Origin of the sequence: Thermoactinomyces vulgaris, from assembly GCF_005886755.1 — a bacterium.
Lineage (GTDB): Bacteria > Bacillota > Bacilli > Thermoactinomycetales > Thermoactinomycetaceae > Thermoactinomyces > Thermoactinomyces vulgaris.
On record NZ_CP039710.1, the window covers coordinates 2,383,074 to 2,398,915 of the forward strand.

General features: G+C 48.3%; 19 protein-coding genes. 9 read left to right on the forward strand and 10 right to left on the reverse strand.

Annotated features, from left to right (window positions below; all coding sequences use genetic code 11):
- Window positions 1-87: 87 nt before the first annotated feature.
- On the reverse strand, window positions 88-717 hold the full coding sequence (locus FA954_RS12165; protein ID WP_049719659.1) for a helix-turn-helix transcriptional regulator: 630 nt from the start codon (window positions 715-717) through the stop codon (window positions 88-90).
- Window positions 718-749: 32 nt separating this feature from the next.
- The gene (locus FA954_RS12170; protein ID WP_037994135.1) at window positions 750-1,166 is read right to left on the reverse strand and encodes a DUF86 domain-containing protein; all 417 of its coding nucleotides are present in this window, start codon (window positions 1,164-1,166) and stop codon (window positions 750-752) included.
- A gap of 143 nt (window positions 1,167-1,309) precedes the next feature.
- On the opposite strand from FA954_RS12170, the gene FA954_RS12175 reads away from it, so the two are divergent.
- The 5 genes from FA954_RS12175 to FA954_RS12195 all read left to right on the forward strand — a co-directional run bounded on the left by FA954_RS12175 (window position 1,310) and on the right by FA954_RS12195 (window position 3,304).
- On the forward strand, window positions 1,310-1,546 hold the full coding sequence (locus tag FA954_RS12175; RefSeq protein WP_037994133.1) for a spore coat protein: 237 nt from the start codon (window positions 1,310-1,312) through the stop codon (window positions 1,544-1,546).
- 15 nt (window positions 1,547-1,561) lie between these two features.
- Window positions 1,562-1,900, forward strand: coding sequence for a spore coat protein (locus tag FA954_RS12180; protein ID WP_049719657.1), 339 nt, complete (start codon window positions 1,562-1,564; stop codon window positions 1,898-1,900).
- A gap of 157 nt (window positions 1,901-2,057) precedes the next feature.
- Window positions 2,058-2,672 (forward strand): MerR family transcriptional regulator, encoded by a 615-nt coding sequence (locus FA954_RS12185; RefSeq protein ID WP_037994131.1) that lies wholly within the window; start codon window positions 2,058-2,060, stop codon window positions 2,670-2,672.
- Between the two features lie 52 nt (window positions 2,673-2,724).
- Window positions 2,725-2,997 (forward strand): DUF3055 domain-containing protein, encoded by a 273-nt coding sequence (locus tag FA954_RS12190; protein ID WP_082813455.1) that lies wholly within the window; start codon window positions 2,725-2,727, stop codon window positions 2,995-2,997.
- A gap of 55 nt (window positions 2,998-3,052) precedes the next feature.
- The gene (locus tag FA954_RS12195; RefSeq protein ID WP_037994129.1) at window positions 3,053-3,304 is read left to right on the forward strand and encodes a hypothetical protein; all 252 of its coding nucleotides are present in this window, start codon (window positions 3,053-3,055) and stop codon (window positions 3,302-3,304) included.
- Window positions 3,305-3,361: 57 nt separating this feature from the next.
- Here FA954_RS12195 and FA954_RS12200 read toward each other — a convergent pair whose 3' ends face one another.
- Window positions 3,362-3,655 (reverse strand): YutD family protein, encoded by a 294-nt coding sequence (locus tag FA954_RS12200; RefSeq protein ID WP_037994127.1) that lies wholly within the window; start codon window positions 3,653-3,655, stop codon window positions 3,362-3,364.
- Window positions 3,656-3,783: 128 nt separating this feature from the next.
- On the opposite strand from FA954_RS12200, the gene FA954_RS12205 reads away from it, so the two are divergent.
- Complete coding sequence (locus tag FA954_RS12205) at window positions 3,784-4,461, forward strand: YhcN/YlaJ family sporulation lipoprotein (protein WP_037994126.1); 678 nt, start codon at window positions 3,784-3,786, stop codon at window positions 4,459-4,461.
- Window positions 4,462-4,506: 45 nt separating this feature from the next.
- Here the strand turns inward: FA954_RS12205 and lipA are convergent, their stop codons facing one another.
- The 3 genes from lipA to FA954_RS12220 form a co-directional block, all read right to left on the reverse strand.
- On the reverse strand, window positions 4,507-5,409 hold the full coding sequence (lipA, locus tag FA954_RS12210) for a lipoyl synthase (protein WP_037994123.1): 903 nt from the start codon (window positions 5,407-5,409) through the stop codon (window positions 4,507-4,509).
- 241 nt (window positions 5,410-5,650) lie between these two features.
- The gene (locus tag FA954_RS12215) at window positions 5,651-6,691 is read right to left on the reverse strand and encodes a FecCD family ABC transporter permease (protein ID WP_037994121.1); all 1,041 of its coding nucleotides are present in this window, start codon (window positions 6,689-6,691) and stop codon (window positions 5,651-5,653) included.
- The gene (locus tag FA954_RS12220; RefSeq protein ID WP_049719718.1) at window positions 6,688-7,701 is read right to left on the reverse strand and encodes a FecCD family ABC transporter permease; all 1,014 of its coding nucleotides are present in this window, start codon (window positions 7,699-7,701) and stop codon (window positions 6,688-6,690) included. The genes FA954_RS12215 and FA954_RS12220 overlap by 4 nt, the downstream gene beginning before the upstream one ends.
- Window positions 7,702-7,906: 205 nt before the next feature.
- On the opposite strand from FA954_RS12220, the gene FA954_RS12225 reads away from it, so the two are divergent.
- Both FA954_RS12225 and FA954_RS12230 read left to right on the forward strand, forming a co-directional pair.
- The gene (locus FA954_RS12225; protein ID WP_052186653.1) at window positions 7,907-8,881 is read left to right on the forward strand and encodes an ABC transporter substrate-binding protein; all 975 of its coding nucleotides are present in this window, start codon (window positions 7,907-7,909) and stop codon (window positions 8,879-8,881) included.
- 93 nt (window positions 8,882-8,974) lie between these two features.
- Window positions 8,975-10,030, forward strand: coding sequence for a M23 family metallopeptidase (locus tag FA954_RS12230; protein ID WP_049719653.1), 1,056 nt, complete (start codon window positions 8,975-8,977; stop codon window positions 10,028-10,030).
- Between the two features lie 63 nt (window positions 10,031-10,093).
- Here the strand turns inward: FA954_RS12230 and bcaP are convergent, their stop codons facing one another.
- The gene (bcaP, locus tag FA954_RS12235; RefSeq protein WP_049719717.1) at window positions 10,094-11,467 is read right to left on the reverse strand and encodes a branched-chain amino acid transporter BcaP; all 1,374 of its coding nucleotides are present in this window, start codon (window positions 11,465-11,467) and stop codon (window positions 10,094-10,096) included.
- Window positions 11,468-11,697: 230 nt separating this feature from the next.
- A complete protein-coding gene (locus FA954_RS12240) occupies window positions 11,698-11,949 on the reverse strand; it encodes a glutaredoxin family protein (RefSeq protein ID WP_049719652.1) in 252 nt (83 codons plus the stop codon).
- 108 nt (window positions 11,950-12,057) lie between these two features.
- Here FA954_RS12240 and FA954_RS12245 point away from each other — a divergent pair, with 108 nt between their 5' ends.
- Window positions 12,058-13,815 (forward strand): menaquinone biosynthesis decarboxylase, encoded by a 1,758-nt coding sequence (locus FA954_RS12245; protein WP_037994115.1) that lies wholly within the window; start codon window positions 12,058-12,060, stop codon window positions 13,813-13,815.
- Between the two features lie 44 nt (window positions 13,816-13,859).
- Here FA954_RS12245 and nikC read toward each other — a convergent pair whose 3' ends face one another.
- Together nikC and FA954_RS12255 are read right to left on the reverse strand one after the other, a co-directional pair.
- On the reverse strand, window positions 13,860-14,720 hold the full coding sequence (nikC, locus tag FA954_RS12250) for a nickel transporter permease (protein ID WP_052186656.1): 861 nt from the start codon (window positions 14,718-14,720) through the stop codon (window positions 13,860-13,862).
- 59 nt (window positions 14,721-14,779) lie between these two features.
- A complete protein-coding gene (locus FA954_RS12255; RefSeq protein WP_037994111.1) occupies window positions 14,780-15,790 on the reverse strand; it encodes an ABC transporter permease in 1,011 nt (336 codons plus the stop codon).
- Between the last annotated feature and the right edge of the window lie 52 nt (window positions 15,791-15,842).

Sequence of the window (15,842 nt, forward strand, 5' to 3'; positions counted from 1 at the left end):
CCTTGTAAATTGTATCACAAGTACCAGAAACTTCGAAAAAGAAAACGACACGCCAACCCTCGTGCCGTTTTGAAAGTTTCCCTGTTTTCATTCCTTCCGCTCACGAATCACATAGACACAATTTTGTCCGCCCATCGCTTTGCATTCTTTCTGTTCCACCTTGGCATCCAACAGCTTGCAAAACCAATTCATTTCACATTGGCATGCCTGATTGTAAACACTGGCCACTTGTGAAATGGGACAATTGCATTCAACAAACCGGTAAACCCCTTCCCCTTCTTTTTCCCATTTCACCATGTATCCTTTTTCGTCCTGAAGTTCAGCCAGCCGTCTCACCTTTTCGTCCAGGCTTTTTCCTTGAAAATCAGACAAGTGTTCTTTCAGGAGGCGCTTCTCCCGGTTTTTGAAGACGGATTGGATCATCTCCTCTCCGTAATTCTCTTCCAAATCCTTCAGGATCTCCATCGCAAACCCGGCATACATTTTTGGAAAGTACTGCTCGGAACGTTCCGTGAGAAAGTATTGGTTGCTCGGTCTCCCCATGGACTTTCGAAGCAGTTGTGGCACAATCAATTGATCCCGCTCCAATTGGTTCATGTGCCGGCGGACCGCCATTTCCGTAACCCCCAACCGCTCGGCGATTTCGCTGACGGTCAAGCCTCCTTCGGTCTTGAGCATCGTCATGATCTGCATTCGTGTCGATCCGGTTTCATTCATTGCTTCCACCCCCTCCCCGCCATATGGTTTCTTTATAATTCTCTTTTCAGATAATCCTGTACTTGCACGCGGAACTCACGGTAAAGGCCGCTGTCTTTGAGAAACGGCTTCAGCTCGTCCAAGTCGACCTCAGTATAATACCGGACCAAGCGGTCCCGCAAATGGACATGTTCCTTTACCCGGTTGCCCACTTTTGAATCAATCACTTTTTCATCCAACAAAATGTCGACAATGTCCAGATATCCTCCGGGATCCCGCATGATGAACCCGTCAATCATGGCCGTTCCCACATCAATCATGCATTCCACGGCCAAGTGCAAAGCCCGCTCCAACGCAAAGCGGTCTTCTGTGTTTGAAGGCCCTTCTCCCAACCGTTCCAACACGATGGCGCATTGCTCCAAATGTTCCAACTGTTTTTCAATCCGCTCCACATCCACATCGTAAACCATGATTTTTCCCCTCTTTCTGCCGGTTTCCAACCGCGATAAATGTATCCTTCAAACAAAAATTATAAGGGAAGCCTGTTCAAGAATAAATGAAAACGATCCAACAAAGATTAATAGTAAATTTCCTGTAAAGGAGGATCCGTGTGATGCAGATCTCCACCAAAGATCTTTCGTACTTGAGCGATGAAATGTCCTGGGAACTTCTGGCGATGAAAAAATGTAATCACTTCGCCCAAGAGTGCCAGGATGAACAAGTTCGCCAACTGCTTCACCAAGTTGGCCAAATGCATCAAAATCACTACGAAATGCTTTTGAATCAATTACAACAAGCCACAGAACCGACCGGAGCGCCCGGCGCCGGAAATCCGTCGGTCACACAATAAGGGAGGGAATGATTAATGCAATCCACACCCCAACAAAACATGGGACCTCAGCAGTCAACCGGATTGCCGCAAGTGAAAGGTCCGGAGTTGAATGACCGGGACCGGATCAATGATATCCTGGCCACGGAAAAATATTTGGCATACGGTTACAACACAGCCTGCCATGAAGCAAGCCATGAAGGATTGTTTCAATTACAGATGCAGTGTTTGTCGGATGTCCAAAAAGCCAGCCGCGAACTGTTCAATCTGATGCATCAGAAAGGATGGTACAAACTCGAAGCGGCACAACCTGATAAAATCAGCCAGAAATTCCAGCAATTCAGCAACTACCGTACACAATTCCCCTATTCCTGAAGGATAAACCTCTCCTGCTTCCAGAAGCGGAGAGGTTTTTTCTGTCCGTTGAACAAGGAAATTGTCAGCAAATGACTTCCTTTGTCAGAAGGAAGGAATTTATTTACAGGTCTCGAAATCGTTAACAAATATACAGCGAAAAAAGGAGGATTCGGTTATGGCAGAGTCACACATGACCACCAAAGAAGCCGCTGAACAACTGCAAGTCCACGCCCGCACCATCCGGAAATGGATTGATACTTTTGAAGAATATATTCAACCCGATATCAACGAACGGGGGCATTATCTGTTATCCAAAGAAAGCTTTCAACGCCTGTCCCACATTAAAAGCCGGCTGCAAGAACCGCACCGTTCCATGAAACAAGTCAAAGAGGAATTGATCCAGGAAGGGAAAATGAGCCCTTATCCCGCTTCCCCCTCCCAGGAGTTCATGGAAGAGACGGAAAGATGCTTGCAAGACATGATGGATATGATGGATGGCATGACCGATTTATTGGAAGAGATGACGAACCGGATCAATCATATCGAAAAGCATATGATGAACTTGTTTAATTCCCTGGATGAAATGCAACATAAACTGTTGTCCGTCCAATATGAATCCGCCTCTTCCAACGAAGTTCACCAAATGTTCGATGAAATCCGGAAAAAACAGGATCAATTGCGAATGGAGCTGCGCAATGTGACCTTCACTCAACGGCTGACAGCGGCAACCGGGGAACAGGGACTATTGCCCAGGCGGCAGAAAAAAGCCCGTTTTTTCGGACTCTTATAATGGATCCTTTTCATGTATAATGGGGTCAAACGACGACAAAGGAGCAAAAAAGATGGAAAATCAGGACCTCATGGTTTTATATGATGAAAAGGAAAACACCCGTACCCGTTTTGTCAGTTTTGCCGGGAACACCAACCGGTTTGACCTTGCCATTACCTTTACGGATCGTTTCTACGGCAAACTTTTGGTTTTGGATCTCCAATCCAACCGGTTTGCCATTATCGGCCCGGACGACGTGGATGAGCCGGGTTATCTGGAAGAAGTGTATCAATTGAAAGAAGACGAAGCGGATGAATTACGGCAATTTTTGCATACCCTTGTTTAAAACGTATAACCTTCCTTTGGTTCACACAACTTAATCCCAAAGGGAGGAACTGTGCATGAAAAAAAAGCAGAATTTCCGGGAACTGAAAACGGTGGAATCACAACAAAACGAGCTGGTTCCGGAAGAATTTCCCGAAGGACCTTACGGGGCGGCTGTCAGCGGCAAGCCGGGAAAATCATCTCCCTGGCGGCCCACACAACACGCTTCTCCCCGTTTTACATATGAAATGCGGGAGTTTCATGAGGGGTTGCAACGGCATTTTCCAGGCAGCCATCCGACCCACGATGATCCCGATGATCATGAATAAACCCGCTTTCCATCGCAAACCGGACCGCCGCTTGAGTCACGACGGGCCGGTTTGTCGTTAACTTTTTGCTTTTGGATTCACTTTTTTCAACACAAAATAGGCACAGCCAAAATTGCAAAATTCATTGAGATATTCCTCCAAATAACTGATTTTGGTATCAGCCGTGGCACGTGACCGGTGATCGGCAAAAAATCCTTTTAACCGCAGTTGTCCGTACCCCCAATCCCCGACAATATAATCGTATTTGTCCAGAATTTCGCTAAAACGGCGTTTAAACGCTTCCGGATCCCATCCTTCCCGATGGTTGGTCAATAACTCATACTCATGGCCATGTATATAAATTCGCTCCATAACGACCTACCTTTTCCATTACAAATCTCTACTTATATGTTACCATATCCCTCCTATTTTCCGGAAAAATTTAGCCCGTTATGACCGCCTCCTTTTGGGCAGTTTATAAAACAAAAGGAGGGAATGGCATGAAACGATGGATCGTCTTTTTACTCTCTGGCCTCTTTGTTTTTTCCCTGACCGCTTGTTCCCCTGACAACCGGGGAGAAAACGAAGGAAATCAGGGAATGGAAAATCAAAGTTATGAAGAACCTCTTTACCGTGAACAAAACAATGACACACGCATCGGCAGAACGAGCAACGATTCAATCAACGGGAACGAAGAAGCACGCGGCGGGGGACAAAACGAAATCGGATATTTCAAATACAACCCTCAAAATTATGACGAAAAAAGCGCGGGAAAAACCAATGTGTTTGTGGATCGTCCTTTGCTGGCAAGACATATCGCGGAAATGGTGACCAACCTGCCCAATGTCAAAGACGCGACCGCACTGGTCACGGATGACCGCGTGTTCATCGGCGTGAACACAAAGAACGGGAAAGTCGACCCGAAGACCGTCAAAGAAGCGAAACGTACGGCCGAAAGCTTAACCCCCCGTTATTACCGGGTTCATGTGACCAGCGACAAAAATCTGAATGAGAAAATCACCAACATCGGGATGCGGATGTCCACCAATAACGATGTGGAAGGTGTCCGGGGAGATTTGGAAGATCTGTTGCGTCGATTGGGAGACGACACCCCTCCGGACGTCAACGAACAAATCGAACCCAACGGACGCCGGGATATCAACCCGCTGGAAAAATAAACAAAAGCAGTGTCATCCCGTAAGGACGGCACTGCTTTTGTTGATTCAAGCCATTTTTTCTTCACTTTGTTTTGCAGACCGGACTTGTTCATGCGCATGATAAGAGCTGCGCACCAGCGGACCGGATTCGACGTGGGAAAAGCCCATTTCCAACCCGATCTCTTTCCATTTTTCAAATTCCTCCGGAGTGTAATACCGTTCGATTTTCAAGTGCTTTTTCGTCGGTTGCAAATATTGGCCAATGGTGACAATGTCCACTTGGTGATCGCGAAGATCCTGCATCGCTTCCACCACTTCTTCAAAGGTTTCCCCCACTCCGACCATGAGGCTGGATTTGGTGGGAACATCCGGTTGCATTTCTTTGGCCCGCTTCAATAATTCCAAGGAACGGTCGTATTTTGCTTTGGAACGGACCCGGTCGGAACGGCGGCGAACCGTTTCAATATTGTGATTCAAAATATCGGGTTTTGCATCCATCACGACTTTTAAGGCATCCCAATTCCCTTGGAAATCAGGGATCAGTACTTCCACACTGGTAAATGGATTCCGTTTGCGGATGGCTTTGATGGTTGCGGCAAAAATGGCAGCCCCGCCATCTTTCAAGTCATCCCTGGCCACGGATGTGACAACGGCATGACGAACACCCATCTGTTCAACCGCTTCCGCCACCCGTTCCGGTTCAGCCCAGTCCAGTTCGGTCGGAAGCCCGGTTTTCACGGCGCAGAAACGGCAGGCCCGGGTGCAAATGTCCCCCAAAATCATGAAAGTCGCGGTTCGGTTCGCCCAACATTCATAGATGTTCGGGCAACGCGCTTCTTCACATACCGTGTGCAAGGTTTTTCCCCGCATCATCTTCTTTAATTCGCGGAAATTTTCATTGGTGGTTAAACGCACTTTCAGCCATTCAGGTTTCCGCTGCCGGGTTTTTGCTTTGTTATCGCTTGCCACTTGAATCCCTCCACAATCAAAATCGACACCAAACCGCCTTTCCCAGCCTTGCAAAAAATTTCACAAAGTACAAGAGGGAACAGCCGGATCGTTTCCATTTTCACCATTGCAAAAAAATGTTTTTTCCACAAGTGTTTTTATCATTTTCACTTAAAATGGCAAAATCGATGTTCCTTTATACTATAACGCAAAAAATCATTTTTGCATAATCAAAAGACCAGCCGTGCATCAAGCTGGTCTTTCATTGGTGCTGACGGATCAAAAGATAAATGAAATAAGGGGCGCCGATCACGGCGGTAAACACGCCTGCCGGGATCTCCGCCGGCGCCATGACGGTCCGGCCGATCATATCGGCCACCATGACAAAAACGGCCCCCAACAATCCGGACAGAGGCAACATCGCCCCATACGAAGCCCCCACCAACCGCCGGGCCAAATGCGGCGCAATCAAGCCCACAAAACTGATTCCCCCGGCAAACGCCACTCCCGATCCGGCCAGACCGGTACTCAACAACAAGAACCCGATCCGTATCCGGTCACTGTTTCCCCCGAGCCCTTTGACCACTTCTTCTCCCAACTGCCCGCTGTTCAGATGGCGGGAAAACAGCAAGGCGACCGAAATCAAAATTAAAAGCCAGGGCCACAAGACCGCCACTTGGTCCCAATTGCTCCCGTAAACTGTTCCGGTGATCCACATTTTGGACTGGCTGGCATGGAAAACGGGTCCAAACAAAATAATGAGATTGGTCAATGCCTGGGTTGCCGTATAAAAGCCGATTCCCATCAGGACCAAACGAAGCGGGGAAACCCCCCGGTTCCATGAAAGAAAATAAATAAGCGCTCCAACCACGGAAGCCCCGATGAAAGCGGCAAACGGAACCCAAAATAAATGAATGGACAATGTACTGGACCAGTCGCTGAAAAAAGTGATCACGCCAACCGCACCCACGGAAGCACCGCCGGTCACCCCGATAATATCCGGAGAAGCCAAAGGGTTTCGGATCACCGCCTGCAAGATCGCTCCGGACAGGGCCAGTGCCGCCCCGGACATCATGGCGATCAAGATCCTTGGAAATCTCAGCGTCAGAATGACAAAAGCATTTTCCCCCCGGCCGAAGAAAGCCTGAATCACGTCCTGCAAAGAAACCGGGGTTTCCCCGATCATCAACCCGGCAGTGAAAATCAACCCCGTCAGCACGGCAAACAAACTGATGATCCACACCGCTTTTTTGTCCATCATGACGGAGAACCGGCTGCAACGCACGGAAAAATAACGCTTCATCCCCGCACCCTCCCTTTTCGTCTGGCCAAATAGATAAAGAACGGCGTTCCGATCAATGCCGTCATCACGCCGACCGGAATGGGCTGTTGCTGCATGATCAGCCGCCCCAGTATGTCTGCAATTAAAAGCAAGTTGGCACCGTACACCAAACAATAAGGAAAGAGCCAGCGATGATCATTCCCGACCAGCACACGAACCAAATGCGGCACAATCAGCCCGACAAAAACAACCGGACCGGCAACGGCTACCGATCCGCCCGCTGAAAATGCAATCATGACCACACCCAAAAGCTTGATGATTCCGACATTCATCCCCAGTCCTCTGGCCACATCATCCCCCATCATGAGCACATTAAAAGCCCGTGCCAAACAAAGCGCCATCACCGCGCCGGCCAAAAGAAACGGAAAAACCGGAATCGCCAAATCCAAACTCCGGCCTTCCACCGATCCGACCAGCCAAAACAACAATTCTTCCAAACTTCTTTCATTCATGGTCAAAAATCCTTGTGTAAGCGATGAAAAAAGCGCCATCACCGCAGCGCCGGCCAAGGTCAACTTCACCGGCGTCATTCCGTCCCGGCCGGCCGATCCCAATATATACACGATGAAAATGGCAAACGCGGCCCCGGCAAAACCCATCACCATCAAAGTGGACATCACAGTGACGGAAAATAATGACACCGCCAAAACAATAAACAAACCCGCTCCCTGGTTCACGCCTAACGTTGAAGGCGAGGCCAGCGGATTCCGGGTCAAAGCCTGCATCACCGCACCGGCAACAGCCAAACTGGCTCCCACTGCCACGGCAATGATCGTCCTGGGTACCCGGGTTGTCCGGACGATCAAATGTTCATTGGTGTTTTGAAAGTCAGTAAAGGATTCAATCACCGTTTCAAACGGGACCGGTGTCACCCCGACACTGATACTTGCCACACTGAGGAAACCGGCCAAAAATATTCCCAAAATCAGTCCCGTCCATTTCCATCCCTTGGTTGAAAAAATTTCGTCCATGCCCGTCCCCTTTCTGTCCAACCCTTTTCCCCCGGTAAACACGCATTTTTTCTTTTAAAAATCAATTTAAGTCTATGTGATCCGCTAAAAAGTGTCAACGATTTTGAAAATCATTATCAAATAGATTTGACAAGATTGTTACATTTCCCTATAGTAAAAATGCACGATAAATGATAATCATTTTCAATTAGAAAGGAGTCAAAACATGTCCCGTTGGATCAAAAACGGAATCCTCTTTTGCTTGCTTCTGTCTCTCATTGCCACCGGATGCACCAACTCCTCCACCACCACAGAAAATAACTCACCCACCCGGTCGATTGAGCATGCCATGGGAACCACTCAAGTTCCTGAGCATCCCAAACGAATCGTGGTGCTGACTAATGAAGGTTTGGAAGCCCTGTTGTCAATCGGGATCAAACCCGTGGGTGCGGTTCAAGGGTTTACCCCGGACGGGGGTCTGTGGTATGACCACCTGGAGCCGGAAATGTCCAGTGTAAAATCCGTGGGGACGGAACTTCAGCCCAATCTGGAAACCATTGCCGGTTTAAAACCCGATTTAATTATCGGCAACAAAGTGCGACAGGAAAAAGTGTATAACCAGTTGAGTGCCATTGCGCCCACCGTATTCGCCGAAGATCTCACCGGGGATTGGAAAGAAAATTTCAAGCTGTACGCCAAAACCGTGGGACAGGAAAAGAAGGCGGAAGAAGTCTTGGACGAGTATCACAAAAAGGTGGAAGCCGTACGGAAAAATGCCGGAGATTTAATCAATAAAGAAGTATCCGTTGTCCGATTTGTAGCTGGAAACACCCGTCTTTATCAATTGGACAGTTTTTCGGGAGTCATTTTAAAAGATATTGGCTTTAAACGTCCGGAAATCCAAAACAAAAACGATTTCGCCGCCGTGATCACCAAAGAACAAATTCCTCAGGCAGACGGGGATATTCTTTTCTACTTTACTTATAACTATGGGGATACCCAAGGTGATGCTCAAGAAAAAGAATTCACTTCCGATCCGCTTTGGAAAAACTTGAAAGCCGTAAAAAACAATATGGTTTTTAAAGTGGACGATGTGATTTGGAACACTGCGGGAGGAGCCAAAGCCGCTTTCTTGATGCTGGATCAGTTAAATCAGCACATCAATGAAATCAAACAAAGAAAGTCTACTGCATCCGAATAAACAGCCTGCCACCGGGCTGTTTTTTCTGTGCATAATTTTTCCCGGGCCGTGCAAACTATTCTTATCATTCACTTAAGACACATGGTGATTCACATGATGAAACAGTTGATCACACTCGCACTCTTTCTTGCGTTTCTCTTTCCTTTCCCGTCTGCCGTCGCCACCGGCCGGAATCAAACGGATCAAGAGGAACTTCTGCATCTGTTTGAAGCCATGGAATCCGTATCTGGAGTCCCTTGGTATTATCTGGCGGCGGTCAACCAGTATGAAAAAAACATCCGGCAAAACCGGAACCAAGCCAAAGATGACAAAGCAAAAAGCAACGACCGGAAATTATTGTCCATTCAAATTCCGCAAGAACGTTGGGCCGGGAAACTGAATCCGGATCCGGATGACAACATCCCGGAGTCGATTTCATTTTTTCAAGGCATCGGCCGGGACGGAAACGGCGACCGTCTGGCAGATCGACAGAATGATATCGACGTCCTGTATTCCGTTGCTCTCTACCTGTCCGAAAACGGAGTGGAAGAAGACCAGATCCGAACCAGATTATGGGACTATTACCAACATCCCGTGGCAGTGGATGTGATCACCCATATTGCGAAAATTTATCAAAAATTCGACCGATTGGATTTGGAAGAAAAAAAATTTCCGATTCCGATCCAATATAATTACACATACCATGATACCTGGGGCGACCGCCGCGGTTGGGGCGGGTTGCGCATTCATGAAGGGACGGATATTTTTGCCGGTTACGGAACTCCCGTATTAAGCACCTGCTACGGCTATGTGGAATTGATCGGTTGGAACCGCTATGGCGGTTGGCGGATCGGAATTCGCGACATCCATAACAATTATCACTATTTCGCCCATCTGAACCATTTTCGCAAAGGGCTGAAAAAAGGGGATATCGTCCGCCCCGGAGACTTGATCGGAACGGTGGGCTCTTCCGGATACGGCCCTCCGGGAACCTCCGGTAAGTTCCCTCCGCATTTGCATTATGGCATCTACCGTTTTAACGGGGAAAACACATACTCGTTTGACCCCTATCCCCAACTGAAAAAATGGGAACGGGAAGCTTACAAACTAAAAAAGCAAAAAAAGAAAAAATCCGCTACGTTCAAAAACACCTGGAAATGGATTGATTGAGGAATGAATGGAAAAAGCATGGTGTGTTTTATACACCATGCTTAAAAACCCGTTCACATGTCATTAAGAATTGGAATCCGATTTTTTGCGAAGATTCGAATGTTCATATCCGTACACGAGGTAAAAGATGAGTCCTGCAGCAAACCAACCGAGGAAACGGATCCACGTCATCACCTCGAGATTGAAAGCCAAAACACAACAGAAGATAATAGCCAAAATCGGGACATACGGAACCAGCGGAGTTTTAAATTTCCGAGGCAAATCCGGCTGTTTGTAACGCAGGACAATCACAGCGACCGAGATGAGGACAAAGGCCGCCAATGTTCCCAAGTTGACCAGTTCGGCAAGCTGATCCAAAGGAACAAACGCGCCGAGGAATGCGGCAATCAATCCCAACGTCCAAGTGGAAACATACGGTGTGCGGTATTTTTTATGCACTTTGGACAAAAACTTCGGCATCAATCCGTCCCGGGACATCGCAAAAATGATCCGGATTTGGCCGTACAACATGACCAACATGACCGTGATCATGCCGATGGCGGCCCCCAAGCTGACAATCCCGACCAGCCAATCCTGTCCGGTCATGCTGATGGCATAGGCAACCGGGGCATCAGCATGCTTTTCAAACTGTTGAAACGGAACAATTCCCGTCATCAATGCAGACACAATCATATAAAGCAGGGTGACGATCCCAAGCGACCACAGAATTCCTTTCGGCAGATCTTTTGCCGGATTTTTGGTTTCCTCTGCCGCCGTACTCACCGCATCAAACCCCAGATAAGAAAAGAAGATCAGTGCGGCACCTTGAAATACGCCTTTGATTCCAAACGGCATGAAGGGGGTCCAGTTCTCCGGCTTCACATAAAAGGCACCCACCAGAATAAAGAGCAAAATCACTGCCACTTTGATCAGAACCATGATATTGTTGACTCTTTTCGATTCTTTCACGCCGATGGAAAGCAACCAGGTAATGAAGAGGATGATCAAAAAAGCCGGCAAATTCAAGATGCTTGTGCCGTCAATCAGGGGGGACTGGGTTAACACATGCGGAATTTCGATTCCAAAACCGGCCAGCAAGGACTGGAAATAACCGGACCAACCCACCGAGACCGAACTGACGGCAAGCAAATACTCCAGAATCAAATCCCAACCGATCACCCAGGCAAAAAATTCTCCCAGTGTGGCATAGCTGTAGGTGTAGGTGGATCCGGACACAGGAACCAATGAGGCAAATTCAGCATAAGTAAATGCGGCAAGCAAACACGTAAATCCCGCAATAATAAAAGAGAGCGGCAGTGCCGGTCCGGTGACCAGGGAGCCCACCCCGGTCAATACAAAAATTCCCGTCCCGATAATCGCCCCAACGCCCAGCATCGCCAGATCCACAGCGTTTAATTCTTTGCGGAGCGTGGTGCCTTGTTGAGTCGTTTGAATCATTTCCTGAATGCTCTTCTTGCGGAAAATCTCCACTCAGAAACCCCCTAACCCTTTTTGGTTTAGAAAAATCTTTCTTATTAAATTATTTTGAAAATAAAACTTTGTATATATTATATATTAAATTTTTGTAAAATTAAATAATGAATTATTCCATATAAGAAGAATTCATCAAATAAAAAATCCCCTTTGAAACCGTTGTTATCAAAGGGGTTTGATCCTTTGCGGCTGGTTTAATCCACATTGACATTTTTGTCTTGTTTTTCCAAAGCGGCTAAAATCGCATCCGGCTGCAATCCCTCGATGGCCTGACCATGCACGACCGTCACCGGGACGCCCAAAAATCCCATTTTTTTCACTTCTTCCAAGTAGGCCGGATTTTTTGAGCAATCTCTTTCTTCATACGGAATTTTATAGTCATTCAAAAACCGCTTCAGTACATTGCATTCCAAACAATGGGGTCTCGAATAAACGATTACTTTCAATGTCAGACACTCCTTTAATCCTCATGATCCCGCGCAAGCAAACTGTCCGTTTTCCGTTTATAATGTGGCTAGAGCCTAAATAGTCCATCAAACTGGGAGAGATGCAATTTGTATAGAAATTTACGTCAGTTCATCCAAAAATTAAAAGCTGAAGACGAGCTCGTGGAAATCCATGCAGAAGTGGATCCCTTCCTCGAGTTGGCAGAAATACACCGCCGCGTGATCGAAGAAGGCGGACCTGCTTTATTATTTACACAGGTAAAAGGAAGTTCCTTCCCGGTGGTCACTAATTTATTCGGCACCCCCCGGCGGGTGGAAATGGCATTTGGCCCGCGTCCCGAGCAATTGATGAAACAAATCGTATCGCTCATGGACAAGTTGATGCCCCCGACCCCGAAAGCCATTTGGAACGAACGGAACGTCTTCAAAGAGCTCTTGAAAGTCGGCCTTAAAACCGTGCCGGCCAACAAAGCGCCGGTTTTGGAAACCAAACAAAACGAAACGGATCTCACCCGGCTTCCGGTGATCACTTCATGGCAGGAAGACGGCGGCCCTTTCATCACGCTTCCGCTCGTGTATACAGAGCATCCCCAAAGCAAACAACACAATCTTGGCATGTACCGCATGCAAATTTTTGACAAACAAACCACCGGCATGCATTGGCAAATCCATAAAGGCGGGGGATTTCACCACTATGAAGCCGAAAAACGAAATGAACCGTTGCCGGTCCATGTTCACCTGGGCGGGCCTCCGGCACTGATTGCCTCGGCCATTGCACCGGTTCCGGAATTTTTGCCTGAATTGATCCTGACCTCCTTGATCATGGGCGAAAAACTGCCGGTCGTCACCGGTAAAAACGGCTATCCTTTCATTGCGGAAGCGGAATTTGTGCTGACAGGGAGTGTTCCCCCGCATGAACGCCGTTTGGAAGGGCCGTTTGGGGATCATTACGGTTACTATTCCCTGGCACATGAATTTCCCGTCTTCCATGTGAAAGAAGTTTATCATCGCAAAGATGCGATATATCCCGCCACGGTTGTGGGCAAACCCCGTCAGGAAGATTATTACATGGGCGAGTTTTTGCAACGGTTGTTGTCCCCGGCTTTCCCCATGGTTATGCCCGGTGTGCGTGATTTATGGACGTATTCTGAAACCGGCTTCCATTCGCTGGCTGCAGCCGTTGTACGCGAAAGCTACCAGCGTGAGGTGCTGGCCAACGCTTTCCGGATCTTGGGCGAAGGGCAGCTGACGCTCACCAAGTTCTTGATCTTAACCGATCAGTCGGTATCGCTCGGGGATTTCCCGAAATTATTTGAAACCGTTCTTGAACGGATGGATCCGGCCACCGATTTGTTCATCTTTAACCACACTTCGATGGACACCCTTGATTATACCGGTAAACGGCTCAATCATGGAAGCAAAGCCGTCCTGATCGGCACCGGGGAACCGAAACGCACGTTGCCGGCATCCTTTCACGGGCCGGATATGAAAGGCATCCGCGACGCCCGGGTGTATTGCAAAGGTGCCCTCGTTCTGGAAGCGGAACCTTATGAACAAAATCCAAAACTGGCAGAACAGATCCTCCGCGACCATAAAGAGGACTTGGCCGGGTGGCCCTTTGTCTTTTTGGTGGATGACATCGAGGCGGCTAGCGGGCAAACCGCATTTTTGTGGACCATTTTCACCCGGTTCAATCCGGCATTTGACATCCATGCACAAACCCGGTTTCAACATCATCATCCACATTACCAATTCCCCTTCATCGTGGATGCACGAATGAAGCCGGGATACCCGGATGAACTGGTGCCCGACCCTTCCATCACAAAGAAAGTGGACGAACGCTGGAAAGAATATTTTGGTTCCTAAAGAATACAAAAACGGTGTGTCCCGAAACCGGGCACACCGTTTTCTTACTGTTTCATCCGCGGATCAAAAAGATCCCTGAGACCGTCTCCCAACAGATTAAACCCGAGAACCGTCAACATCATGGCCACTCCCGGAAAAATCATGGTCCAAGGTGCGAGCTGGATGAATTCACGCGAATCGGACAACATGGTTCCCCATTCCGGTTGGGGAGGTTGGGCTCCCAATCCCAAAAACCCGAGCGCCGCGGCCTCGATCACCGCCGTGGCAAATCCCAGCGTCCCTTGCACCATGATCGGTGTCCAGCAATTGGGCAAGATATGTTTCCATAAAATGCGGCTGTTCTTCATCCCCAACGCTTTGGCCGCCAGAATATAATCTTCCGCCTTGACGCTTAACACTCTGGAACGCATCAACCGGCCAAAGTTGGGGATATTGATGATGGCAATCGCAATCAAAGCATTGTTCAAGCCCGGCCCCAGCATGGCCACAATGGCAATGGCCAGCAAAATACTCGGAAAAGCAAGCAAAATATCAAACAAACGGGAAATGACCGAATCGACCCATTTGCCGTAATAACCGGCAATCAATCCCAAAAAACTCCCGATCACGATGGACCCGGTGATCGCCACAAAACCGATCCACAAGGAAATCCGCGCTCCATACACCACCCGGGTAAAAATGTCCCGTCCCAAATCATCCGTTCCAAACCAATGGGACGACGACGGGGGCTGTAATGTATCCGGACTGGAAGATTGATAGTCATAAGGAGTCAAGACCGGGGCAAAAATCGCCAGCAAGATAAAAATCATCACCAAAGAAGTGCCAATGAGCGCCGAACGGTGCCGGACAAAAGCTTGAAAAAAATCACGAAGAAAGTGGGTTTCCGTGTTTTCTTCCAGACCCATTTCACCGGCTGCATCGGGAGCGGGCGGCTGAATTCCGGATGAAATTTGCTGCACCTTCATCACTCCTTCCCATATTGGATGCGGGGATCAATCCATGCATACAACAGATCAACGATTAAATTGATCACGACAAAAATCGTTGCAAGCACCAATATTCCGGACTGAATCACCGGATAATTTCTCTGTGTGATGGCGTCATAAATATACCGACCCACTCCCGGCCAGCTGAAAATGGTCTCCGTCAAAACCGCCCCCCCGAGCAACAGGCCCATCTGCAGCCCCATCACGGTCAGGATCGGGATGAATGCATTTTTTAACGTATGCTTGTAAATCACCCAAAACTCGGATAATCCTTTGGCCCGGGCCGTACGAATATAATCGGATCTCATGACTTCCAACATGCTGGACCGCGTCATCCGCGCAATGATCGCCATCGGGATGGTCCCCAGCGCAACCGCCGGCAGAATCAAATGCTTCAACACATCTCCCAGCCACTCAAAATCCCCGTATAACAAGGAATCCAAAATATAAAAATGGGTGAGCGGCTCAAAACCGAGGCGGGGATCCACTCTCCCGTTGGACGGCAACCAATCCAGAACCTGGGCAAAAAGCCACTGTTCCATCAACCCCAGCCAGAACACGGGAATGGAAACCCCGATCAATGCAATCAGCATTGATCCATAATCCAGCCATGAATTTTGCTTCCAAGCCGATAAAATCCCGAGATTCACCCCGAAAAATACGGCAATCAACATGGCAGCCAAGGTGAGTTCAGCCGTGGCGGCCAAAAAAGGAACGATTTCTTCGGAGATGGGGGTATTGGTGATCAAGGATGTCCCCAAATCCCCTTGCAACAGTCCTTTGACATAGTTGAAATATTGAATGTAAAACGGCTGATCCAAGCCCAGACTTTCCCGGATTTCCTGCAATTGTTCCGGTGTCGCTTTGTCACCCGCTATCGTTTTGGCCGGATCCCCCGGGATGGCATGAACAATGGAAAATGTAATGAGCGACATGCCGATCAACACAGGAATCAACATCAAAATCCGGCGTATCGTGTAAGCCAACATAACATCCATTCACCACCTGACTCTTGCAATGAATAAGGAGGCACTGCGGACT

Coding starts and splice junctions, on each gene's coding strand:
- FA954_RS12255 (WP_037994111.1), bottom strand. CDS start 15,790: ATGTTGGCTTACACGATACGCCGGATTTTGATGTTGATTCCTGTGTTG.
- FA954_RS12230 (WP_049719653.1), top strand. CDS start 8,975: ATGATGAAACAGTTGATCACACTCGCACTCTTTCTTGCGTTTCTCTTT.
- FA954_RS12175 (WP_037994133.1), top strand. CDS start 1,310: ATGCAGATCTCCACCAAAGATCTTTCGTACTTGAGCGATGAAATGTCC.
- FA954_RS12185 (WP_037994131.1), top strand. CDS start 2,058: ATGGCAGAGTCACACATGACCACCAAAGAAGCCGCTGAACAACTGCAA.
- FA954_RS12170 (WP_037994135.1), bottom strand. CDS start 1,166: ATGGTTTACGATGTGGATGTGGAGCGGATTGAAAAACAGTTGGAACAT.
- FA954_RS12220 (WP_049719718.1), bottom strand. CDS start 7,701: ATGGACGAAATTTTTTCAACCAAGGGATGGAAATGGACGGGACTGATT.
- FA954_RS12190 (WP_082813455.1), top strand. CDS start 2,725: ATGGAAAATCAGGACCTCATGGTTTTATATGATGAAAAGGAAAACACC.
- FA954_RS12205 (WP_037994126.1), top strand. CDS start 3,784: ATGAAACGATGGATCGTCTTTTTACTCTCTGGCCTCTTTGTTTTTTCC.
- FA954_RS12225 (WP_052186653.1), top strand. CDS start 7,907: ATGTCCCGTTGGATCAAAAACGGAATCCTCTTTTGCTTGCTTCTGTCT.
- FA954_RS12165 (WP_049719659.1), bottom strand. CDS start 717: ATGAATGAAACCGGATCGACACGAATGCAGATCATGACGATGCTCAAG.
- FA954_RS12195 (WP_037994129.1), top strand. CDS start 3,053: ATGAAAAAAAAGCAGAATTTCCGGGAACTGAAAACGGTGGAATCACAA.
- nikC (WP_052186656.1), bottom strand. CDS start 14,720: ATGGGTCTGGAAGAAAACACGGAAACCCACTTTCTTCGTGATTTTTTT.
- bcaP (WP_049719717.1), bottom strand. CDS start 11,467: ATGATTCAAACGACTCAACAAGGCACCACGCTCCGCAAAGAATTAAAC.
- FA954_RS12215 (WP_037994121.1), bottom strand. CDS start 6,691: ATGAAGCGTTATTTTTCCGTGCGTTGCAGCCGGTTCTCCGTCATGATG.
- FA954_RS12200 (WP_037994127.1), bottom strand. CDS start 3,655: ATGGAGCGAATTTATATACATGGCCATGAGTATGAGTTATTGACCAAC.
- FA954_RS12180 (WP_049719657.1), top strand. CDS start 1,562: ATGCAATCCACACCCCAACAAAACATGGGACCTCAGCAGTCAACCGGA.